Source organism: Enterobacter sp. E14S, from assembly GCF_055666685.1.
The window spans coordinates 510,584-527,122 of the sequence record NZ_JBVODQ010000002.1 but is presented as its reverse complement, the minus strand read 5'-3'; the positions used below and the strand labels follow the sequence as shown (position 1 = coordinate 527,122).

General features: G+C 56.4%; 17 protein-coding genes, 1 tRNA gene, 2 pseudogenes and 1 other annotated feature. Of the genes and pseudogenes, 12 read left to right on the top strand and 8 right to left on the bottom strand.

Annotated features, from left to right (window positions below):
* The first annotated feature begins 43 nt into the window (after positions 1–43).
* Both ACZ6J2_RS07610 and ACZ6J2_RS07605 read left to right on the top strand, forming a co-directional pair.
* Positions 44–119, top strand: a tRNA-Asn gene (locus tag ACZ6J2_RS07610).
* Positions 120–172: 53 nt separating this feature from the next.
* On the top strand, positions 173–508 hold the full coding sequence (locus ACZ6J2_RS07605) for a gamma-glutamylcyclotransferase family protein (protein ID WP_045142990.1): 336 nt from the start codon (positions 173–175) through the stop codon (positions 506–508).
* Between the two features lie 47 nt (positions 509–555).
* Here the strand turns inward: ACZ6J2_RS07605 and ACZ6J2_RS07600 are convergent, their stop codons facing one another.
* From ACZ6J2_RS07600 to dacD, 4 genes are all read right to left on the bottom strand, one after another.
* Positions 556–891, bottom strand: a complete 336-nt coding sequence (locus ACZ6J2_RS07600; RefSeq protein WP_008499467.1) for a DUF496 family protein — start codon at positions 889–891, stop codon at positions 556–558.
* A 158-nt stretch (positions 892–1,049) separates the two neighbouring features.
* Positions 1,050–2,108 carry an FUSC family protein gene (locus tag ACZ6J2_RS07595; RefSeq protein ID WP_039263821.1) on the bottom strand — a complete coding sequence of 353 codons (1,059 nt, stop codon included), beginning with the start codon at positions 2,106–2,108 and terminating at the stop codon, positions 1,050–1,052.
* Between the two features lie 92 nt (positions 2,109–2,200).
* A complete protein-coding gene (gene sbmC, locus ACZ6J2_RS07590) occupies positions 2,201–2,674 on the bottom strand; it encodes a DNA gyrase inhibitor SbmC (protein WP_032646437.1) in 474 nt (157 codons plus the stop codon).
* Between the two features lie 119 nt (positions 2,675–2,793).
* A complete protein-coding gene (gene dacD / locus ACZ6J2_RS07585) occupies positions 2,794–3,960 on the bottom strand; it encodes a serine-type D-Ala-D-Ala carboxypeptidase DacD (protein WP_471725309.1) in 1,167 nt (388 codons plus the stop codon).
* Positions 3,961–4,158: 198 nt separating this feature from the next.
* Here dacD and sbcB point away from each other — a divergent pair, with 198 nt between their 5' ends.
* On the top strand, positions 4,159–5,595 hold the full coding sequence (sbcB, locus tag ACZ6J2_RS07580) for an exodeoxyribonuclease I (RefSeq protein WP_370650855.1): 1,437 nt from the start codon (positions 4,159–4,161) through the stop codon (positions 5,593–5,595).
* A 117-nt stretch (positions 5,596–5,712) separates the two neighbouring features.
* Here the strand turns inward: sbcB and ACZ6J2_RS07575 are convergent, their stop codons facing one another.
* The 4 genes and pseudogenes from ACZ6J2_RS07575 to ACZ6J2_RS07560 form a co-directional block, all read right to left on the bottom strand.
* The gene (locus ACZ6J2_RS07575) at positions 5,713–7,071 is read right to left on the bottom strand and encodes an APC family permease (RefSeq protein WP_023336236.1); all 1,359 of its coding nucleotides are present in this window, start codon (positions 7,069–7,071) and stop codon (positions 5,713–5,715) included.
* On the bottom strand, positions 7,061–7,123 hold the full coding sequence (gene yoeI, locus ACZ6J2_RS07570; RefSeq protein WP_099458931.1) for a membrane protein YoeI: 63 nt from the start codon (positions 7,121–7,123) through the stop codon (positions 7,061–7,063). Before yoeI ends, ACZ6J2_RS07575 begins: the two co-directional genes overlap by 11 nt.
* 219 nt (positions 7,124–7,342) lie before the next feature.
* Positions 7,343–8,271: pseudogene (locus ACZ6J2_RS07565) on the bottom strand (LysR substrate-binding domain-containing protein).
* Between the two features lie 41 nt (positions 8,272–8,312).
* Positions 8,313–9,137 carry an SDR family oxidoreductase gene (locus ACZ6J2_RS07560; RefSeq protein WP_024908072.1) on the bottom strand — a complete coding sequence of 275 codons (825 nt, stop codon included), beginning with the start codon at positions 9,135–9,137 and terminating at the stop codon, positions 8,313–8,315.
* Positions 9,138–9,312: 175 nt separating this feature from the next.
* Between ACZ6J2_RS07560 and hisL the strand changes: the two genes are divergently transcribed.
* The 9 genes and pseudogenes from hisL to hisIE all read left to right on the top strand — a co-directional run bounded on the left by hisL (position 9,313) and on the right by hisIE (position 16,528).
* Positions 9,313–9,363, top strand: coding sequence for a his operon leader peptide (hisL, locus tag ACZ6J2_RS07555; RefSeq protein WP_001364200.1), 51 nt, complete (start codon positions 9,313–9,315; stop codon positions 9,361–9,363).
* Positions 9,339–9,462: a sequence feature (His leader region), on the top strand. Its footprint overlaps the gene before it by 25 nt.
* Before the next feature lie 45 nt (positions 9,463–9,507).
* Positions 9,508–10,407, top strand: coding sequence for an ATP phosphoribosyltransferase (gene hisG / locus ACZ6J2_RS07550; protein ID WP_028018500.1), 900 nt, complete (start codon positions 9,508–9,510; stop codon positions 10,405–10,407).
* 5 nt (positions 10,408–10,412) lie between these two features.
* Positions 10,413–11,717 carry a histidinol dehydrogenase gene (gene hisD / locus ACZ6J2_RS07545; protein ID WP_471725308.1) on the top strand — a complete coding sequence of 435 codons (1,305 nt, stop codon included), beginning with the start codon at positions 10,413–10,415 and terminating at the stop codon, positions 11,715–11,717.
* On the top strand, positions 11,714–12,775 hold the full coding sequence (gene hisC / locus ACZ6J2_RS07540) for a histidinol-phosphate transaminase (RefSeq protein WP_471725307.1): 1,062 nt from the start codon (positions 11,714–11,716) through the stop codon (positions 12,773–12,775). The genes hisD and hisC overlap by 4 nt, the downstream gene beginning before the upstream one ends.
* Positions 12,772–13,839, top strand: coding sequence for a bifunctional histidinol-phosphatase/imidazoleglycerol-phosphate dehydratase HisB (gene hisB, locus ACZ6J2_RS07535; RefSeq protein WP_032636078.1), 1,068 nt, complete (start codon positions 12,772–12,774; stop codon positions 13,837–13,839). Before hisC ends, hisB begins: the two co-directional genes overlap by 4 nt.
* Positions 13,839–14,429, top strand: coding sequence for an imidazole glycerol phosphate synthase subunit HisH (gene hisH / locus ACZ6J2_RS07530; RefSeq protein WP_047741623.1), 591 nt, complete (start codon positions 13,839–13,841; stop codon positions 14,427–14,429). The genes hisB and hisH overlap by 1 nt, the downstream gene beginning before the upstream one ends.
* A pseudogene (hisA, locus tag ACZ6J2_RS07525) lies at positions 14,429–15,165 on the top strand (1-(5-phosphoribosyl)-5-[(5-phosphoribosylamino)methylideneamino]imidazole-4-carboxamide isomerase). Before hisH ends, hisA begins: the two are co-directional and overlap by 1 nt.
* Positions 15,147–15,923 (top strand): imidazole glycerol phosphate synthase subunit HisF, encoded by a 777-nt coding sequence (gene hisF / locus ACZ6J2_RS07520; protein ID WP_116338849.1) that lies wholly within the window; start codon positions 15,147–15,149, stop codon positions 15,921–15,923. Before hisA ends, hisF begins: the two are co-directional and overlap by 19 nt.
* Entirely contained in the window at positions 15,917–16,528 is a 612-nt protein-coding gene (gene hisIE, locus ACZ6J2_RS07515; protein ID WP_471725306.1) for a bifunctional phosphoribosyl-AMP cyclohydrolase/phosphoribosyl-ATP diphosphatase HisIE, read from the top strand. The genes hisF and hisIE overlap by 7 nt, the downstream gene beginning before the upstream one ends.
* Positions 16,529–16,539 lie beyond the last annotated feature (11 nt).

Here is a 16,539-nt window from a genome sequence, read left to right as displayed (position 1 = left end):
TGACAAAACTTTTTTCGCCGCTAAGATAAGCCTCCACAACGATTCCTCTGTAGTTCAGTCGGTAGAACGGCGGACTGTTAATCCGTATGTCACTGGTTCGAGTCCAGTCAGAGGAGCCAAATTTAAAAAGCCTGCTTTTAAAGCAGGCTTTTTGCTTTGCGGATGAGGGAAAATGAACGCTCTGTTTGTCTACGGCACGCTGCGCCCGGGCCACGCTAATGCGCATATTCTTGAAGACATCGGCGGCGAATGGCTGGCCGGTTCCGTATCCGGCACGTTTTACGAACGCGGCTGGGGCGCCGCGGCGGACTTCCCGGGAATTGTGCTCCACCCTGACGGCCCCCGCGTCGAAGGCTATCTATTTATCTCGGATAACCTTGCCGCGCACTGGCAAATGCTGGACGAATTTGAAGACGGCTACGATCGGGTTGAGGTCACGGTGACCACCCTTGAAGGCAAGCAGGTTCAGGCCTGGATTTATCAGCTACAGCCGCGTTCTGAATCATAAAAAAAGGCTCTCTGTCACCAGAGAGCCTTTTTCACCATCCGCTGCGATTACTCGCTTTTTGCTTCGCCGTTTTTGATTTCGCCCATCACTTTCAGCTTTTTAGAGATGTCACGGCGCTCTTTGGACAGCTCAGCATTTTTGATGATGTAATCATCAACGCGGTCTTCATAGTCGCTCTTCATGCTGGCGATGATGCCCTGAATAGCTTCAACGCTCATACCTGGCTTGATGTAGTCGCTCAGGTTGTCGAGCAGCAGAACACGTTTCTGGTTGTCACGGATCTTCTTCTCAACGTCCTGGATTTCACGCTGCAGCTTGTTTTTGCGGCGGAACAGGCGGACGAATTCCAGAACATCCTGGAACGAAGGCTTGGTAGTTTCCATTTTTACACCCCTGATAATGTGAGATTCGGATTCGTTAAGGCAACCGTTGTGACAATAACCTTACTGACAGCGGCTGCGAATGACAATGAGTATATCGTTTAAAGCTATCATAACCCCAATTGCTGCTGAATCGAAGCAGCAGGCGTCACATAAGCCTTTTATTTGCGCAGCGCCCGGCAAATAAGGTGCGATAACAGCTCAAGCTGCCGCGCCAGTTCCATGCTCAGCCAGACGTAGCCATGAATAGGCGTTTCCGCCACGTTATCGCTCTGGCGTTCATTGATTAACTGCTTCAGCTCCGCGACGATCTCATTCAGCCGCTCGCTGTTGGCCAGTATTGGCTGCGGGTTCCCTTCATAGAGCGCATGGGCAATGGTCAACAGCGTTTGCTGCGTCATCTGCTGGGTCTCTTTGAGGGTCTGCGCGTTAAGCATCAACAGATGGCTGGGACGTGAGGCCCAGTGGGCGTTGATTTGCAGTTCAAGCATGCAGACCAGATTGCGGCTTACCGTCTGGATGGCTTCGAAAATCGATTTCTGAATACGGGTTTCTTTGCTGGCGGGCGCGATCAGACCGCGCATTTTGACCACGTCGTTGAGGATCGTTTGCAGATGCTTTTCCAGCCGGGGCCGCTCGACCAGATTAGGAGAAAAACCGGCCTGATAGACGCGGTTAAAGGCGGTGACGTAGTTCGCCATCTGAATACGCCAGTGCAGAAAAGCGCGCTGCGGCCAGATACCGGTGAAGAGCATGGCCAGCAGTGACCCCAGGATGACATCCCCGCTTCGCCACAGCGCGGTGGTCATATCCCCGGCGGGCGCACCGACAACCACCGCGAGCGTAATACCAATCAGCAGCGCCTGATACGGCCTCTTACCCAGCGCCAGCCAGCCGCACAGGAACATGGCGGCACCGCACCATGCCAGCATCACGGGAAATGAGATGAGCTCCAGCTTCAGGGCGATAAGCCCAAGGGCCGAGCCTAAAACCGTCCCGCCAATTCGCTCAAAGGCGCGCGGAACAACGTTTCCCCAAAACGAGATGGGCCCCATCACCACCACCAGCGTGATCAGCGGCCACGTCCCTTCCGGAACGTCCAGCAAACGGACCAGCACAAACGTCAACACGAAAGCCAGCGCGATGCGACACCCGTGCACCACGCGGTAATGTTTGTACAAGCGAATTTCAAAAGGGGTTAATGATTTGTCGGGACGCACACCCGCTCTCCAGCTACACGGCAAATCACAATTGTACTGTGTTTTCAGCCGGGCGGATCGCTCCCGGCTGAAAAACCCTTCATTTAGCAGGCTTAAACCGTTTTATGCTCTACCGCGATATACATTTCGATATCCCAGTAGCCGTCTGCATTGCCGTCATTGAGATAGCGCTCGAAGCAGGGTTTGAGCGCCATCTGGTACTTGTTGTCCTGCAGCAGGGAATTAAAGAACTGATACCACGGCGTGGCGAAGTCGTAGTTTTCCACGCGCGCCGTCGCCACGGCATAATCCCCGGCCGCGATTTCCGTCATCATGACGCCTTCGCTGTTTTCCGGGATAACGAAATCATCCGGTACCGTAACCGCCGTATCGCAGCGCAATTTTTCTGCCGGGACCTCGTCGGGGTTATCGTAGTAGACCGCAACCCACTCCAGCGGCTCAATGTGACGCCCGTCGACCCACATCACAAGCTGTTCAAAGCCCTGTTTTACCGTTTGTTCCCACGGTCCGACCAAATGAAAACCGGCAATCTTACGTTTCTGTTGCTGCTTAATGCTGTAGTCCATGCTGCCTCCATTTATTACTGTATATACATACACTATAAAGCGAGTTCTGAGCATTCAGCAAACGTGAAGTGTTTATTATGTGAGCAGACTCGCAACCCTGCCAGCCTGCTCAGCAGCAGTTAGAGCGTGTGGTGCAGATAATCGCTCATGCGGGAGAACAGGCCGCCTTTATCAACGGCTTCCAGCGTCACCAGCGGCCAGTGCGCCACCACTTTGTCGCGATCGTAGAGCTGGATCTCCCCGACACGCTGATGCGCGGCAATCGGCGCTTCCAGCTCTTTTTTATCCAGCACGTATTTGGCTTTGATGTTCGGCACTTCCGCTTTCGGCAAGGCCAGCCAGAAGTCCTGGTCGGTGCCCAGTTTCACCTGCTCCTTATCGCCGTACCAGATACGCTCTGTCCCCACTTTTTTACCGCTATGCAGGATTTGCACCGTATCGAAGTTCTGCTGCCCCCAGTGCAGCAGTTTCCGGGCCTGGTCCTCACGCCCTTTCGGGCTGTCCGCCCCCATCACCACCGCGATTAAACGGCGCTGCCCGTCAACGGCGGACGCAATCAGGTTAAAGCCCGCCCCCGAGGTGTGCCCCGTTTTAAGCCCGTCCACGTTCATGGTTTTATCCCACAGCAGGCCGTTACGGTTTTGCTGGGTGATCCCGTTCCAGGTCAGGCTCTTTTCGCTGTACATATGATAAAACTCAGGCTCGCCGTGAATGATGGCCCGGGAGAGTACGGCCAGGTCATAGGCCGAGCTGTGCTGGCCCGGCGCGTCCAGCCCGTGGACGGTTTCAAAGTGCGTATCGCGCAGGTTCAGCTTCTGCACGTAGTCGTTCATCATCTTCACAAACTGCGGCTGACCGCCCGCCACGTGATCGGCCAGCGCCACGCAGGCGTCGTTGCCGGAATCGACAATCAGACCGCGGCTTAAATCACGCACGGAGACGCGATCGCCCTCTTTCAGGAACATCAGCGATGAGCCGTCAAAAACCGGGTTGCCTTTTGCCCACGCGTCACGCCCGACGGTGACAATGTCGTCCGGCGTAATGCGATGGCTATCAATGGCCCGATCAACCACATACCCCGTCATCAGCTTGGTCAGGCTCGCCGGATTACGATGTTGATGTTCGTTGCCCGCCGTTAAGATCTGACCAGTCGTGTAGTCCATCAGCACCCAGGAGCCAGCCTGAATGGCCGGAGGCTGCGGCGAAAAATCCAGTGGTTCGGCCGCAAAAGCAGATGAGACACTCGAAGCGAGTAAAGAAACAGCAATAAACAGACGGCGTTTCAACGGTATATCCTCAGGTCATTAAAAATCGATGACCTTTTTACGGGAGTTCTGATGTCGTTACCTGGCTTAATTGCAAAAAAATGTGACAGAGCACAGATTTTTCTCTGAAGCTGGCGCGCAAATTTGCGTCACGGCGGTGCTTTTTATTCGGTCTGAACCGCACGATCGTTTACCATAGTGACGTCATTTTTTAACAGGATGGTATTACTGGTGTCTGACTCTGCCGCTCGCCCGACTTTTTTATTTCATGACTACGAAACCTTTGGCACGCACCCGGCGCTGGACCGACCGGCGCAGTTTGCCGCCATCCGTACCGACGACGAATTCAACATTATTGGCGAGCCTGAGGTCTTTTACTGCAAACCGGCTGATGACTACCTGCCGCAGCCCGGGGCGGTCATGGTCACCGGGATCACTCCTCAGGAAGCGCGCGAGAAAGGCGTTAACGAGGCAGAATTCGCCCGACGCATCCACGATCTGTTTACCGTCCCCAATACCTGCGTGGTCGGTTACAACAACATCCGCTTCGATGACGAAGTAACGCGCAACATCTTCTATCGCAACTTCTACGATCCCTATGCCTGGAGCTGGCAGAACCGCAATTCGCGCTGGGATTTGCTCGACATCATGCGCGCCTGTTATGCCCTGCGTCCTGAGGGCATTAACTGGCCGGAAAACGAGGAAGGGCTGACCAGCTTCCGGCTGGAACACCTGACGCGCGCCAACGGCATCGAGCACAGCAATGCCCACGACGCGATGGCGGACGTCTATGCCACCATTGCCATGGCGAAGCTGGTGAAAAACGCGCAGCCCCGGCTGTTTGAGTATCTGCTGAGCCACCGCAGCAAGCAGAAGCTGATGACCCTTATCGACGTGCCGCAGATGAAACCCCTGGTGCATATTTCCGGCATGTTTGGTGCCTGGCGCGGTAATACCAGCTGGGTCGCCCCGCTGGCGTGGCATCCGGACAACCGTAATGCGGTCATCATGGTGGATTTAGCCGGCGATATTTCGCCGCTGCTGGAGCTCGACAGCGATACCCTGCGCGAACGGCTCTATACCCCGAAAAATGAACTCGGCGATCTGCCCGCGGTGCCGGTCAAACTGGTGCATATCAATAAATGTCCGGTACTCGCGCAGGCGAATACGCTGCGCCCGGAAGATGCGGACAGACTGGGCATTAACCGTCAGCGCTGCCTCGATAACCTGAAAGTGCTGCGCGATAACCCGCAGGTGCGCGAGAAAGTAGTTGCTATCTTTGCCGAGGCGGAGCCGTTCGTGCCGTCTGAAAACGTGGATGCCCAGCTCTACAACGGCTTCTTCAGCGATGCCGACCGCGCGGCGATGAATATCGTTCTGCAAACCGAGCCGCGTAACCTGCCGGCGCTGGATATCACCTTTGCCGATAAACGCATCGAAAAGCTGATGTTTAACTACCGCGCGCGTAACTTCCCCGGCACGCTGGACGAGGCTGAGCAGGATCGCTGGCTGCAGCATCGTCGCAATGTCTTTACCCCTGAGTTCCTTAATAGCTATGCCCAGGAGCTGGAAATGCTTTATGGCCAGTATGAGGGGAATGCTGAGAAACAGGCGCTGTTGAAATCCCTGTTCCAGTACGCTCAAGAGATTGTCTGAGCGAGGGGTATAAAAAAAGCCGGAGGCGATGTCTCCGGCTTTTTTTGCCCGCTGGCACAGGCCAACGGGTGTGTCGTTTTGTAGGCCGGGCAAGCGCTAGCGCCACCCGGCGAGTCATTACGCGACGTCTTCGTACTGAGGAACCGGGTTACGGAAGCTCTTCGTGACGCAGGCCAGGTAAACCAAACCGATAGCACCCCAGATCAGACCCAGAACCATAGAGCTCTCTTCCAGGTTAATCCACAGCGCGCCCACGGTCAGGGCACCACATACTGGAAGCACCAGATAGTTGAAGTGGTCTTTCAGCGTTTTGTTGCGCTTCTCACGGATCCAGAACTGTGAGATCACGGAGAGGTTAACGAAGGTAAACGCCACCAGCGCACCGAAGTTAATCAGCGCGGTCGCCGTCACCAGGTCGAATTTAATCGCCAGCAGGGCAATAGCTCCAACCAGCAGCACGTTCCACGCCGGAGTACGCCATTTCGGATGAACGTAGCCAAAGAAACGGGTTGGGAATACGCCGTCACGGCCCATCACGTACATCAGACGAGAAACGCCTGCGTGTGCCGCCATGCCGGACGCCAGTACGGTCACGCTGGAGAAGATCAGCACGCCCCACTGGAAGGTTTTACCCGCAACATACAGCATGATTTCAGGCTGTGACGCATCTGGATCTTTAAAGCGAGAGATGTCCGGGAAGTACAGCTGCAGGAAGTAGGAAGCTCCGATAAAGATCAGGCCGCCAATCAGCGCTGTCAGGAAAATCGCTTTCGGGATCACGCGCTCAGCATCTTTGGTCTCTTCGGACAGAGAAGAGATACCGTCAAAGCCCAGGAACGAGAAGCACAGAATCGTCGCACCGGTAATCATCGGCACAACGTGCGCACCTTCAGACCAGAATGGACGCGTGCTGGTCAGCGTACCTGCACCTTCACCGTGAGAAACACCGTAGATGATCAGGCCAACGATAACCGCCACAATACCCATCTGCAGTATAACAATCAGGGTGTTGAAGTTCGCCACGGTCTTGATGCTGCGCAGGTTAGAGATGGTCATAAAGGCCACCAGCGCGACAACGAAGATCCACGATGGAACAGAAGGCACCAGCGCTTCGAAGTAAATTTTTGCCAGCAGAATATTGATCATCGGCATGAACAGATAGTCCAGCAGAGATGACCAGCCCACCATGAAGCCAACCGCCGGGCTGATGGATTTTTGGGCATAGGTATAGGCAGAGCCTGCAGACGGGAAACGGCGAACCAGTTTACCGTAGCTCAGCGCAGTAAAGAGAATGGCGACCAGCGCAAAGGCGTACGCCGTTGCCACATGACCGTCTGTGAGGCCTGATACGATACCGAATGTATCGAACAGCGTCATCGGTTGCATATAGGCAAGGCCCATCATAACAACCGGAATCAACGTAAGCGTTTTACGTAATTCCACGCGAGAGGTGTTTGGAGTTGCGTTATGCGACATAGTTATTCTCCTTTACGGTGATAACCGCCACGTAAGCGAAAAATTGCCCCATTTCTTTCTTCCTCAGCGACAACAACTGTCGGATTTTAGTAAATATCTATCCGGTACGAAGCCCGGCCTCTTGGTTTTTAGTTTCGTTTCGTACATGCAAAAAAAAATAACCGACGCCTTTTATATCGTCGATTATTCATTTGGTTGCAGCGGCCGCATTTTGCCCCACATCGGATACAAAAGGCAATACTTTGCAACGCAGCGGGTAATTTTCTTTTTACTAACTGGCTGATTTCTGGACGTCGGGCTGAGAGTAAACGGCGGCGATAGCACTATTTGCTAAAATCTCGTCTCGCCACCAGGCGCTGGCCAGCCCGGCAGTTTGTTCATTCCAGCCTACCCACACCGATTCATTACTGCTTTGAGCAAGAACCTGTTTTTCAACAAGCGCGCCGCTGTCAATAAACCGCTGCGCCAGATAGCGGGGTAAATAGCCGCAGCCCAGGCCGCTTATTTGCAGTTCCAGCTTGGTTTTAAAGTCGAAAACGGTAATAGCTTCCTGTTCATCAAGCAGCTGCGAGGAGACCGAGCATTCTGGACGAGAGCTGTCCCCGACAACGATGGCTCGGTAGCCTTTAATTACGCGACGGTTAAGCGGCTCGGGTTCCTGAGCCAGCGGGTGATGGGGCGCCACGGCAAATACCTGCTCCAGCACGCCCAGCCGGGCAAAACCAAAATCACTCAGCTGGGGAGGCTCATGGAGTGCACCGACGAAAATGTCCGCCCTGCCCTGCGTTAAGGCATCCCAGGAGCCACCCAGCACGCCGTTGATAAAGATAAGCCGGGTCACGCTGTGGTGTTGATAGAAGGCTTCAATCAGCGGCGTCAGGAGAGAAAACGGAAAGGTATCATCCACGCCAATAACCAGCTCGTTTTCCCATCCCTGATGGAGTTTTACGGCCTGTTTTTCGAGTTCACGAACGGTATGGAGGACTTCACGGCCTTTTTCCAGCAGCATCTGTCCGGTACGGGTGAAACGTGCGCGGTGCCCGGAGCGATCGAGGATCTGGATATTGAGATCGCTTTCCAGTTTTTGAACGGTATAGCTCAGCGCAGATGGAGTTTTGTAGAGCTTTGCTGACGCAGCGGCAAAGCTCCCCTCTTTTCCAGAGCATCCAGAATAATAAGAACATCCAGCAGCGGTTTCATGCTCGCCCCCTTCTGGTGCGCGATCGTCTCCGCTGCGGGTCTTATTCCATGGGCATCACCAGCGGATCGGGATACTGATACTCAAACCCCAGCTCATGACAAATGCGATTGCCATCAACAATTTTGCCTTTGCTGTCATCCTTTGCCTCACCAAAAACCGGCGGAGCCAGGCCCAGCTGACGTGCCATCAGCGGGTAAAACGTGCTGCGTGCCGGATGAGAAGGTGCACATATATTATAGATGTGTCCACCTTTCGGAGCCTGTAAGAGTAGCTCAATCGCAGCAACAACATCGTCAAGATGCACAAGATTGACGACATGCTGGCCGTCTGGCGCAGACTTACCGGCAAAAAAGCGTCCCGGATGGCGGCCAGGGCCAACCAGCCCCGCCAGACGTACGATATCGACCTGCGTGCCGGGAAGATTATGCAGCCAGTCTTCCAGCTCTTTCAGAACCTGACCGCTCGCCGTAACGGGACGGCGCTCAGAACTCTCTTTCACCACGCCCTCAACTTCGCCATACACCGACGTCGAGCTGGTAAAAATGATGCGCGGAACATGGTGCGCCAGCGCGCTGTCGACGATCTCCTGCATCGCCTGCAGATAAAACGACTCGCCCGGGCCACTGCGCCGCGCGGGGAGCGTGATCACCAGCGCATCGACGTTCATCAGCGTGTCCAGATCGTCAGCATCACACACCAGCTCCGGTTCAAGGCGCAGCTCAACGCCATCAATACCGCACATGCGCGCTGCCTCTACCCCATCCGCCGTGGTTTTGCTCCCGGTCACCTGCCAGCCTTTCGCGGCTAATGACATCGCCAGCGGCATTCCCAGCCATCCTAAACCGACAATCGCGACCTTTTTCATGCGAATTCTCCTGACTCTCACTCGTCTTTTATAAGGCTACGCCAGCCCGGCAGAACACACAATTCATAGCATCAATATGAAATGAATTAATGATCAAAAAAAGCCCTTGCAATATGTCGTACAACTGGTTTAGGTTAAAAGACATCAAATGAATAAGCATTCATCGAGAATTTATATGACACGCGTTCAATTTAAACACCACCATCATCACCATCATCCTGACTAGTCTTTCAGGCGATGTGTGCTGGAAGACGTTTGGATCTTCCAGTGGTGCATGAACGCATGAAAAAGCCCCCGGAAGATCTTCTTCCGGGGGCTTTTTTTTGGACCAAATTCAGGCAGGTTAAAACAGGTTAACGAGGAATAAAGAATGTTAGATAACTCACGCTTACGCATAGCTATTCAAAAATCAGGCCGTTTGAGCGATGACTCACGCGAACTGCTGGCCCGCTGCGGGATTAAAATTAACCTGCACACCCAGCGCCTGATTGCTCTGGCTGAAAACATGCCCATCGACATTCTGCGCGTGCGTGATGACGATATTCCCGGCCTGGTCATGGATGGCGTCGTTGACCTCGGCATTATCGGGGAAAACGTGCTGGAAGAAGAGCTGCTGACCCGCCGCGCGCAGGGTGAAGATCCGCGTTACTTCACCCTCCGTCGTCTGGACTTCGGCGGCTGCCGCCTGTCCCTGGCTACGCCGGTTGACGAAGCGTGGGACGGCCCGGCCGCGCTGAACGGCAAACGTATCGCCACCTCTTACCCTCACCTGTTAAAGCGTTATCTCGACCAGAAAGGCGTGCAGTTTAAATCCTGTCTGCTGAACGGCTCCGTTGAAGTGGCGCCGCGTGCGGGTCTGGCGGACGCCATCTGTGACCTCGTCTCTACCGGCGCGACGCTGGAAGCCAACGGTCTGCGCGAAGTAGAAGTGATCTACCGCTCTAAAGCGTGCCTGATTCAGCGCGACGGCGACATGGCCGACGCCAAGCAGCAGCTGATCGACAAGCTGCTGACCCGCATTCAGGGCGTGATTCAGGCGCGTGAGTCCAAATACATCATGATGCACGCCCCAACCGAGCGTCTGGATGAAGTGATTGCCCTGCTGCCGGGCGCTGAGCGTCCAACCATCCTGCCGCTGGCGGGCGATCAGCAGCGCGTGGCGATGCACATGGTGAGCAGCGAAACCCTGTTCTGGGAAACCATGGAAAAACTGAAGGCGCTGGGCGCAAGCTCCATCCTGGTGCTGCCTATTGAGAAGATGATGGAGTAATGGCCATGAGCTTTAACACAATCATCGACTGGAATACCTGTAGCGACGCAGAGCAGCGCGAGCTGCTGATGCGCCCGGCGATTTCCGCCTCTGAGAGCATCTCACGCGCCGTGGCGGAGATCCTGGATAACGTCAAAGCCCGTGGCGATGACGCGCTGCGTGAATACAGCGCGAAGTTTGACAAGACGGAAGTCGGTGCATTACAGGTTACCGGGCAGGAAATCATTGATGCCAGCAATCGTCTGGGTGACGATATCAAACAGGCGATGGCCGTCGCGGTGAAAAACATTGATACCTTCCACACCGCGCAAAAGCTGCAGACCGTGGATGTCGAAACCCTGCCCGGCGTGCGTTGCCAGCAGGTCACGCGCCCGGTTGCGTCCGTTGGCCTCTATATTCCCGGCGGCTCTGCCCCGCTTTTCTCCACCGTACTGATGCTGGCGACACCCGCGCGCATTGCCGGGTGTCAGAAAGTGGTGCTGTGCTCACCGCCACCGATTGCCGACGAGATCCTCTATGCGGCGAAGCTCTGCGGCGTACAGGCGGTCTATAAAGTGGGCGGCGCGCAGGCGATTTCGGCCCTGGCGTTCGGCACGGAATCCATTCCGAAGGTCGACAAGATTTTTGGCCCGGGCAATGCGTATGTGACCGAAGCCAAACGCCAGGTCAGCCAGCGTCTGGACGGCGCGGCCATCGATATGCCTGCCGGCCCGTCTGAGGTGCTGGTGATTGCCGACAGCGGCGCAACGCCGGACTTCGTCGCCTCCGACCTGCTTTCTCAGGCGGAACACGGCCCGGACTCGCAGGTCATCCTGCTGACGCCGGATGCCGATATGGCGAAACGCGTGGGCGAAGCCGTGGAGCGTCAGCTTGCCGACCTGCCCCGCGCCGACACGGCACGCCAGGCGCTAGCGGCCAGCCGCCTGATTGTGGCGCGCGACCTGGACCAGTGTATTGCCATCTCCAACCAGTACGGCCCGGAGCACCTGATCATTCAGACCCGCAACGCGCGCGATCTGGTTGACAGCATTACCAGCGCGGGCTCGGTGTTCCTCGGCGACTGGTCACCGGAGTCAGCGGGGGATTACGCCTCCGGCACCAACCACGTGCTGCCCACGTATGGCTACACCTCTACCTGTTCGAGCCTGGGCCTGGCGGATTTCCAGAAACGCATGACCGTGCAGGAGCTCTCACGCGAAGGGTTTGCGTCACTGGCGTCTACTATTGAAACCCTGGCCGCCGCCGAGCGGCTGACCGCCCACAAAAATGCCGTTACGCTGCGCGTTGCAGCCCTGAAGGAGCAAGCATGAACATTGAAGAGTTAGCCCGCGAAAATGTCCGTCGCCTGACGCCTTATCAGTCGGCGCGTCGTCTGGGCGGTAAAGGGGATGTCTGGCTGAACGCCAACGAATTCCCGACGGCGGTGCAGTTCGAACTGTCGCAGCAAACGCTGAACCGCTATCCGGAATGTCAGCCAAAGGCCGTTATTGAAAACTACGCGCAGTACGCGGGCGTGAAGCCGGAGCAGGTGCTGGTCAGCCGCGGCGCGGATGAGGGCATTGAACTGCTGATCCGCGCCTTCTGCGAGCCGGGCAAAGACGCGGTGATGTACTGCCAGCCTACCTACGGCATGTACAGCGTCAGCGCGGAAACCTTCGGCGTGGCGTGCCGCAACGTGCAGGCGCTGGAGAACTGGCAGCTGGATCTTCAGGGGATCGCCGACAATCTCGATGGTGTAAAAGTGGTGTTTGTCTGTAGCCCGAACAACCCGACCGGACAGATTATCAACCCGCAGGATATCCGCACCCTGCTGGAGATGACGCGCGGTAAAGCCCTGGTGGTTGCCGACGAAGCCTACATCGAGTTCTGCCCACAGGCGACGCTGTCAGGCTGGCTGGAAGAGTATCCGCACCTGGTGGTGCTGCGCACGCTGTCGAAAGCCTTTGCCCTTGCGGGTCTGCGCTGCGGATTCACCCTGGCGAATAAAGAGGTCATCGACCTGCTGCTGAAAGTGATCGCCCCGTACCCGCTCTCAACGCCGGTTGCCGATATTGCGGCACAGGCGCTGACGCCTCAGGGGATCAACGCGATGCGCGAGCGCGTGGCGCAAATCCTGGAGGAACGTCAGTATCTGGTGACCGCCCTGAAGGATATCCCTTGCGTGGAGCAGGTATTCGACTCGGAAACTAACTACATCCTGGTGCGCTTCACCGCATCGAGTGCCGTATTTAAATCTTTATGGGATCAGGGCATTATCTTACGAGACCAGAATAAACAACCTTCTCTGAGCGGGTGCCTGCGCATTACCGTAGGCACCCGTGCAGAGAGCCAGCGCGTGATTGACGCCCTGAAAGCGGAGAAAGTATGACCCAGAAGATCCTTTTCATCGATCGTGACGGCACCCTGATTTCGGAGCCACCAGCCGATTTTCAGGTCGACCGATTCGACAAGCTGGCTTTTGAACCGGACGTGATCCCGGTGCTGCTCAAGCTGCAAAAAGCAGGCTTTAAGCTGGTGATGATCACCAACCAGGATGGTCTGGGTACCGACAGCTTCCCGCAGGCGGACTTTGACGGCCCGCATAATCTGATGATGCAGGTGCTGACCTCTCAGGGCGTGGTATTTGATGAAGTGCTGATTTGCCCGCACATGCCGGCCGACGAGTGCGACTGCCGTAAGCCAAAGGTGAAGCTGGTAGAGCGCTACCTGGCTGAAGATGCGCTGGATAAAACCAACAGCTATGTCATCGGCGATCGCATCACCGATATTACGCTGGCGGAAAACATGGGCATCGCGGGGCTGCGCTACGACCGTAACAACCTTAACTGGGCGAAGATTGGCGAGCAGCTGACAAAACGCGACCGCTATTCCCACGTTGAGCGCAACACCAAAGAGACGCAGATTGATGTGAAGGTCTGGCTGGACCGTGAAGGCGGCAGCAAGATCCACACCGGCGTCGGTTTCTTCGACCATATGCTGGATCAGATTGCCACCCACGGCGGTTTCCGCATGGAGATTACGGTAAAAGGCGATCTCTACATTGACGATCACCACACCGTGGAAGATACCGGCCTGGCCCTGGGTGAAGCCCTGAAGCTGGCGCTCGGCGACAAGCGCGGCATTAACCGTTTCGGCTTTGTCCTGCCGATGGACGAGTGTCTGGCGCGCTGCGCGATGGACATCTCCGGGCGTCCGCATCTGGAGTATAAAGCCGATTTTACCTACCAGCGCGTGGGCGATCTGAGCACCGAAATGGTGGAGCACTTCTTCCGCTCCTTGTCCTACACCATGGGCCTGACGCTGCACCTGAAGACCAAGGGCAAGAACGATCACCACCGCGTGGAGAGTCTCTTCAAAGCCTTTGGCCGTACCCTGCGCCAGGCGATCCGCGTTGAAGGTGACGCCCTTCCCTCGTCGAAAGGAGTGCTGTAATGAACGTGGTCATTCTGGATACCGGATGCGCCAACCTGAACTCCGTCAAATCGGCGATTGCGCGCCACGGCTATGAGCCGGTGGTGAGCCGTGACCCGGACGTGGTGCTGCGCGCCGACAAACTCTTTTTACCGGGCGTGGGCACCGCGCAGGCGGCGATGGATCAGATTCGCGAACGCGAGCTGGTCGACCTGATCAAAGCCTGTACCCAGCCGGTGCTGGGCATTTGTCTGGGCATGCAGATCCTGGGCCGCCGCAGCGAAGAGAGCAACGGCGTTGACCTGCTGGGCATTATTGATGAAGACGTGCCGAAAATGACCGATCGCGGCCTGCCTCTGCCGCATATGGGCTGGAACCGCGTGTACGCCAAAGCGGGCGACCGGCTGTTTCGCGGCATCGAAGACGGCGCGTATTTTTACTTCGTCCACAGCTACGCCATGCCGGTGAATGCGAATACGATCGCCCAGTGCACTTACGGCGAGGCGTTTACGGCGGCCGTACAGAAAGACAACTTCTTCGGCGTGCAGTTTCACCCGGAGCGCTCTGGCGCCGCGGGCGCGCAGCTGCTGAAAAACTTCCTGGAGATGTGATGATTATTCCCGCGTTAGATTTAATTGACGGTACGGTTGTCCGTCTGCATCAGGGCGATTACGGCCAGCAGCGCGACTACGGAAACGACCCGCTGCCGCGTCTGCAGGATTATGCCGCCCAGGGTGCGCAGGTACTGCACCTGGTGGATTTGACGGGCGCGAAAGATCCGGCGAAGCGCCAGATCCCGCTGCTTAAACAACTTGTTGCGGGCGTTGATGTGCCCGTCCAGGTCGGCGGCGGCGTGCGTACGGAAGATGACGTCGCGGCGCTGCTGGACGCTGGCGTGGCCCGCGTGGTGGTGGGCTCAACCGCCGTGAAAGACCCTGAGACGGTGAAAGGCTGGTTCCGCCGCTTTGGTGCCGATGCCCTGGTCCTGGCACTGGACGTGCGTATTGACGAACAGGGTAATAAGCAGGTTGCCGTGAGCGGCTGGCAGGAAAACTCCGGCGTGACGCTGGAAGAGCTGGTCGATATCTATCTGCCCGTTGGCCTGAAGCACGTACTGTGCACGGATATCTCCCGGGACGGAACGCTGGCGGGCTCCAACGTCTCGCTGTATGAAGAGGTCTGCGCGCGTTATCCGCAGGTAGCGTTCCAGTCTTCTGGCGGTATCGGTGATATAGACGACGTGGCCGCGCTGCGCGGTACCGGTGTGCAGGGTGTGATTGTGGGCCGGGCCTGCTGGAAGGTAAATTTACTGTGACGGAGGCGATTCAATGCTGGCAAAACGGATAATTCCTTGTCTTGACGTACGCGATGGTCAGGTCGTGAAAGGCGTGCAGTTCCGCAACCACGAGATCATTGGCGACATCGTCCCGCTGGCAAAACGCTATGCCGATGAAGGCGCCGACGAGCTGGTCTTTTATGATATCACCGCTTCCAGCGATGGCCGCGTGGTCGACAAAAGCTGGGTGGCACGCGTGGCGGAAGTGATCGACATTCCGTTCTGCGTGGCGGGCGGGATTAAGTCCGCTGACGACGCTGCCAAAATTCTCTCTTTTGGGGCCGACAAGATTTCCATCAACTCCCCTGCTCTGGCCGAGCCAGAGTTGATTACACGCCTGGCCGATCGCTTTGGCGTGCAGTGTATTGTGGTTGGAATCGACACCTGGTATGACGCCGCAACGGGCAAGTACCACGTCAACCAGTACACCGGCGATGAAAGTCGTACCCGCGTCACCCAGTGGGAAACGCTCGACTGGGTGCAGGAAGTGCAAAAGCGTGGCGCAGGCGAGATTGTTCTCAATATGATGAACCAGGACGGCGTGCGTAACGGGTATGACCTCGAGCAGCTGAAAAAAGTCCGCGCGGTCTGCCACGTTCCGCTGATTGCCTCCGGCGGCGCGGGCACCATGGAGCATTTCCTGGAAGCCTTCCGCGATGCGAACGTGGACGGTGCCCTTGCCGCCTCCGTGTTCCACAAGCAGATTATCAATATTGGTGAGTTAAAAACGTACCTGGCCGACCAGGGCGTGGAGATCAGGGTATGTTAACAGAGCAACAACAGGCGCAGCTGGACTGGGAAAAAACTGACGGATTACTACCGGTGGTTATACAGCATGCCGTCTCGGGCGAAGTGCTGATGCTGGGTTACATGAATCAGGACGCGCTGGCAAAAACGATCGACAGCGGCAAAGTGACGTTTTTCTCGCGCACGAAGCAGCGCCTGTGGACCAAAGGGGAGACCTCGGGTCATTTCCTGAATGCAGTGAGCATTACGCCAGACTGCGATTACGACACCCTGCTGGTGCTGGCAAACCCAATCGGGCCAACCTGCCATAAGGGCACCAGCAGCTGCTTCGGCGAGGCGAGCCACCAGTGGTTGTTCCTGTATCAACTGGAACAGCTGCTGGCAGAGCGTAAAACGGCGGCTCCTGAAAGTTCCTACACCGCGAAGCTTTACGCCAGCGGAACCAAGCGTATCGCACAGAAGGTAGGAGAAGAAGGCGTTGAGACCGCGCTGGCCGCAACCGTGCATGACCGTGAGGAGCTGACGAATGAAGCGTCTGATTTGATGTATCACCTGCTGGTGCTGCTGCAGGATCAGGAGCTGGATTTGACGGCGGTGATTGAGAATTTACGCAAACGTCACAAATAAAAAAACCGGGG

Bases quoted from the DNA above. Each gene is read 5' to 3' on its own strand.
- sbmC (WP_032646437.1), bottom strand. From the start codon at position 2,674: ATGGACTACAGCATTAAGCAGCAACAGAAACGTAAGATTGCCGGTTTT.
- hisB (WP_032636078.1), top strand. From the start codon at position 12,772: ATGACCCAGAAGATCCTTTTCATCGATCGTGACGGCACCCTGATTTCG.
- hisC (WP_471725307.1), top strand. From the start codon at position 11,714: ATGAACATTGAAGAGTTAGCCCGCGAAAATGTCCGTCGCCTGACGCCT.
- ACZ6J2_RS07600 (WP_008499467.1), bottom strand. From the start codon at position 891: ATGGAAACTACCAAGCCTTCGTTCCAGGATGTTCTGGAATTCGTCCGC.
- ACZ6J2_RS07575 (WP_023336236.1), bottom strand. From the start codon at position 7,071: ATGTCGCATAACGCAACTCCAAACACCTCTCGCGTGGAATTACGTAAA.
- hisF (WP_116338849.1), top strand. From the start codon at position 15,147: ATGCTGGCAAAACGGATAATTCCTTGTCTTGACGTACGCGATGGTCAG.
- hisIE (WP_471725306.1), top strand. From the start codon at position 15,917: ATGTTAACAGAGCAACAACAGGCGCAGCTGGACTGGGAAAAAACTGAC.
- hisG (WP_028018500.1), top strand. From the start codon at position 9,508: ATGTTAGATAACTCACGCTTACGCATAGCTATTCAAAAATCAGGCCGT.
- sbcB (WP_370650855.1), top strand. From the start codon at position 4,159: ATGGTATTACTGGTGTCTGACTCTGCCGCTCGCCCGACTTTTTTATTT.
- ACZ6J2_RS07605 (WP_045142990.1), top strand. From the start codon at position 173: ATGAACGCTCTGTTTGTCTACGGCACGCTGCGCCCGGGCCACGCTAAT.
- hisH (WP_047741623.1), top strand. From the start codon at position 13,839: ATGAACGTGGTCATTCTGGATACCGGATGCGCCAACCTGAACTCCGTC.
- ACZ6J2_RS07560 (WP_024908072.1), bottom strand. From the start codon at position 9,137: ATGAAAAAGGTCGCGATTGTCGGTTTAGGATGGCTGGGAATGCCGCTG.
- hisD (WP_471725308.1), top strand. From the start codon at position 10,413: ATGAGCTTTAACACAATCATCGACTGGAATACCTGTAGCGACGCAGAG.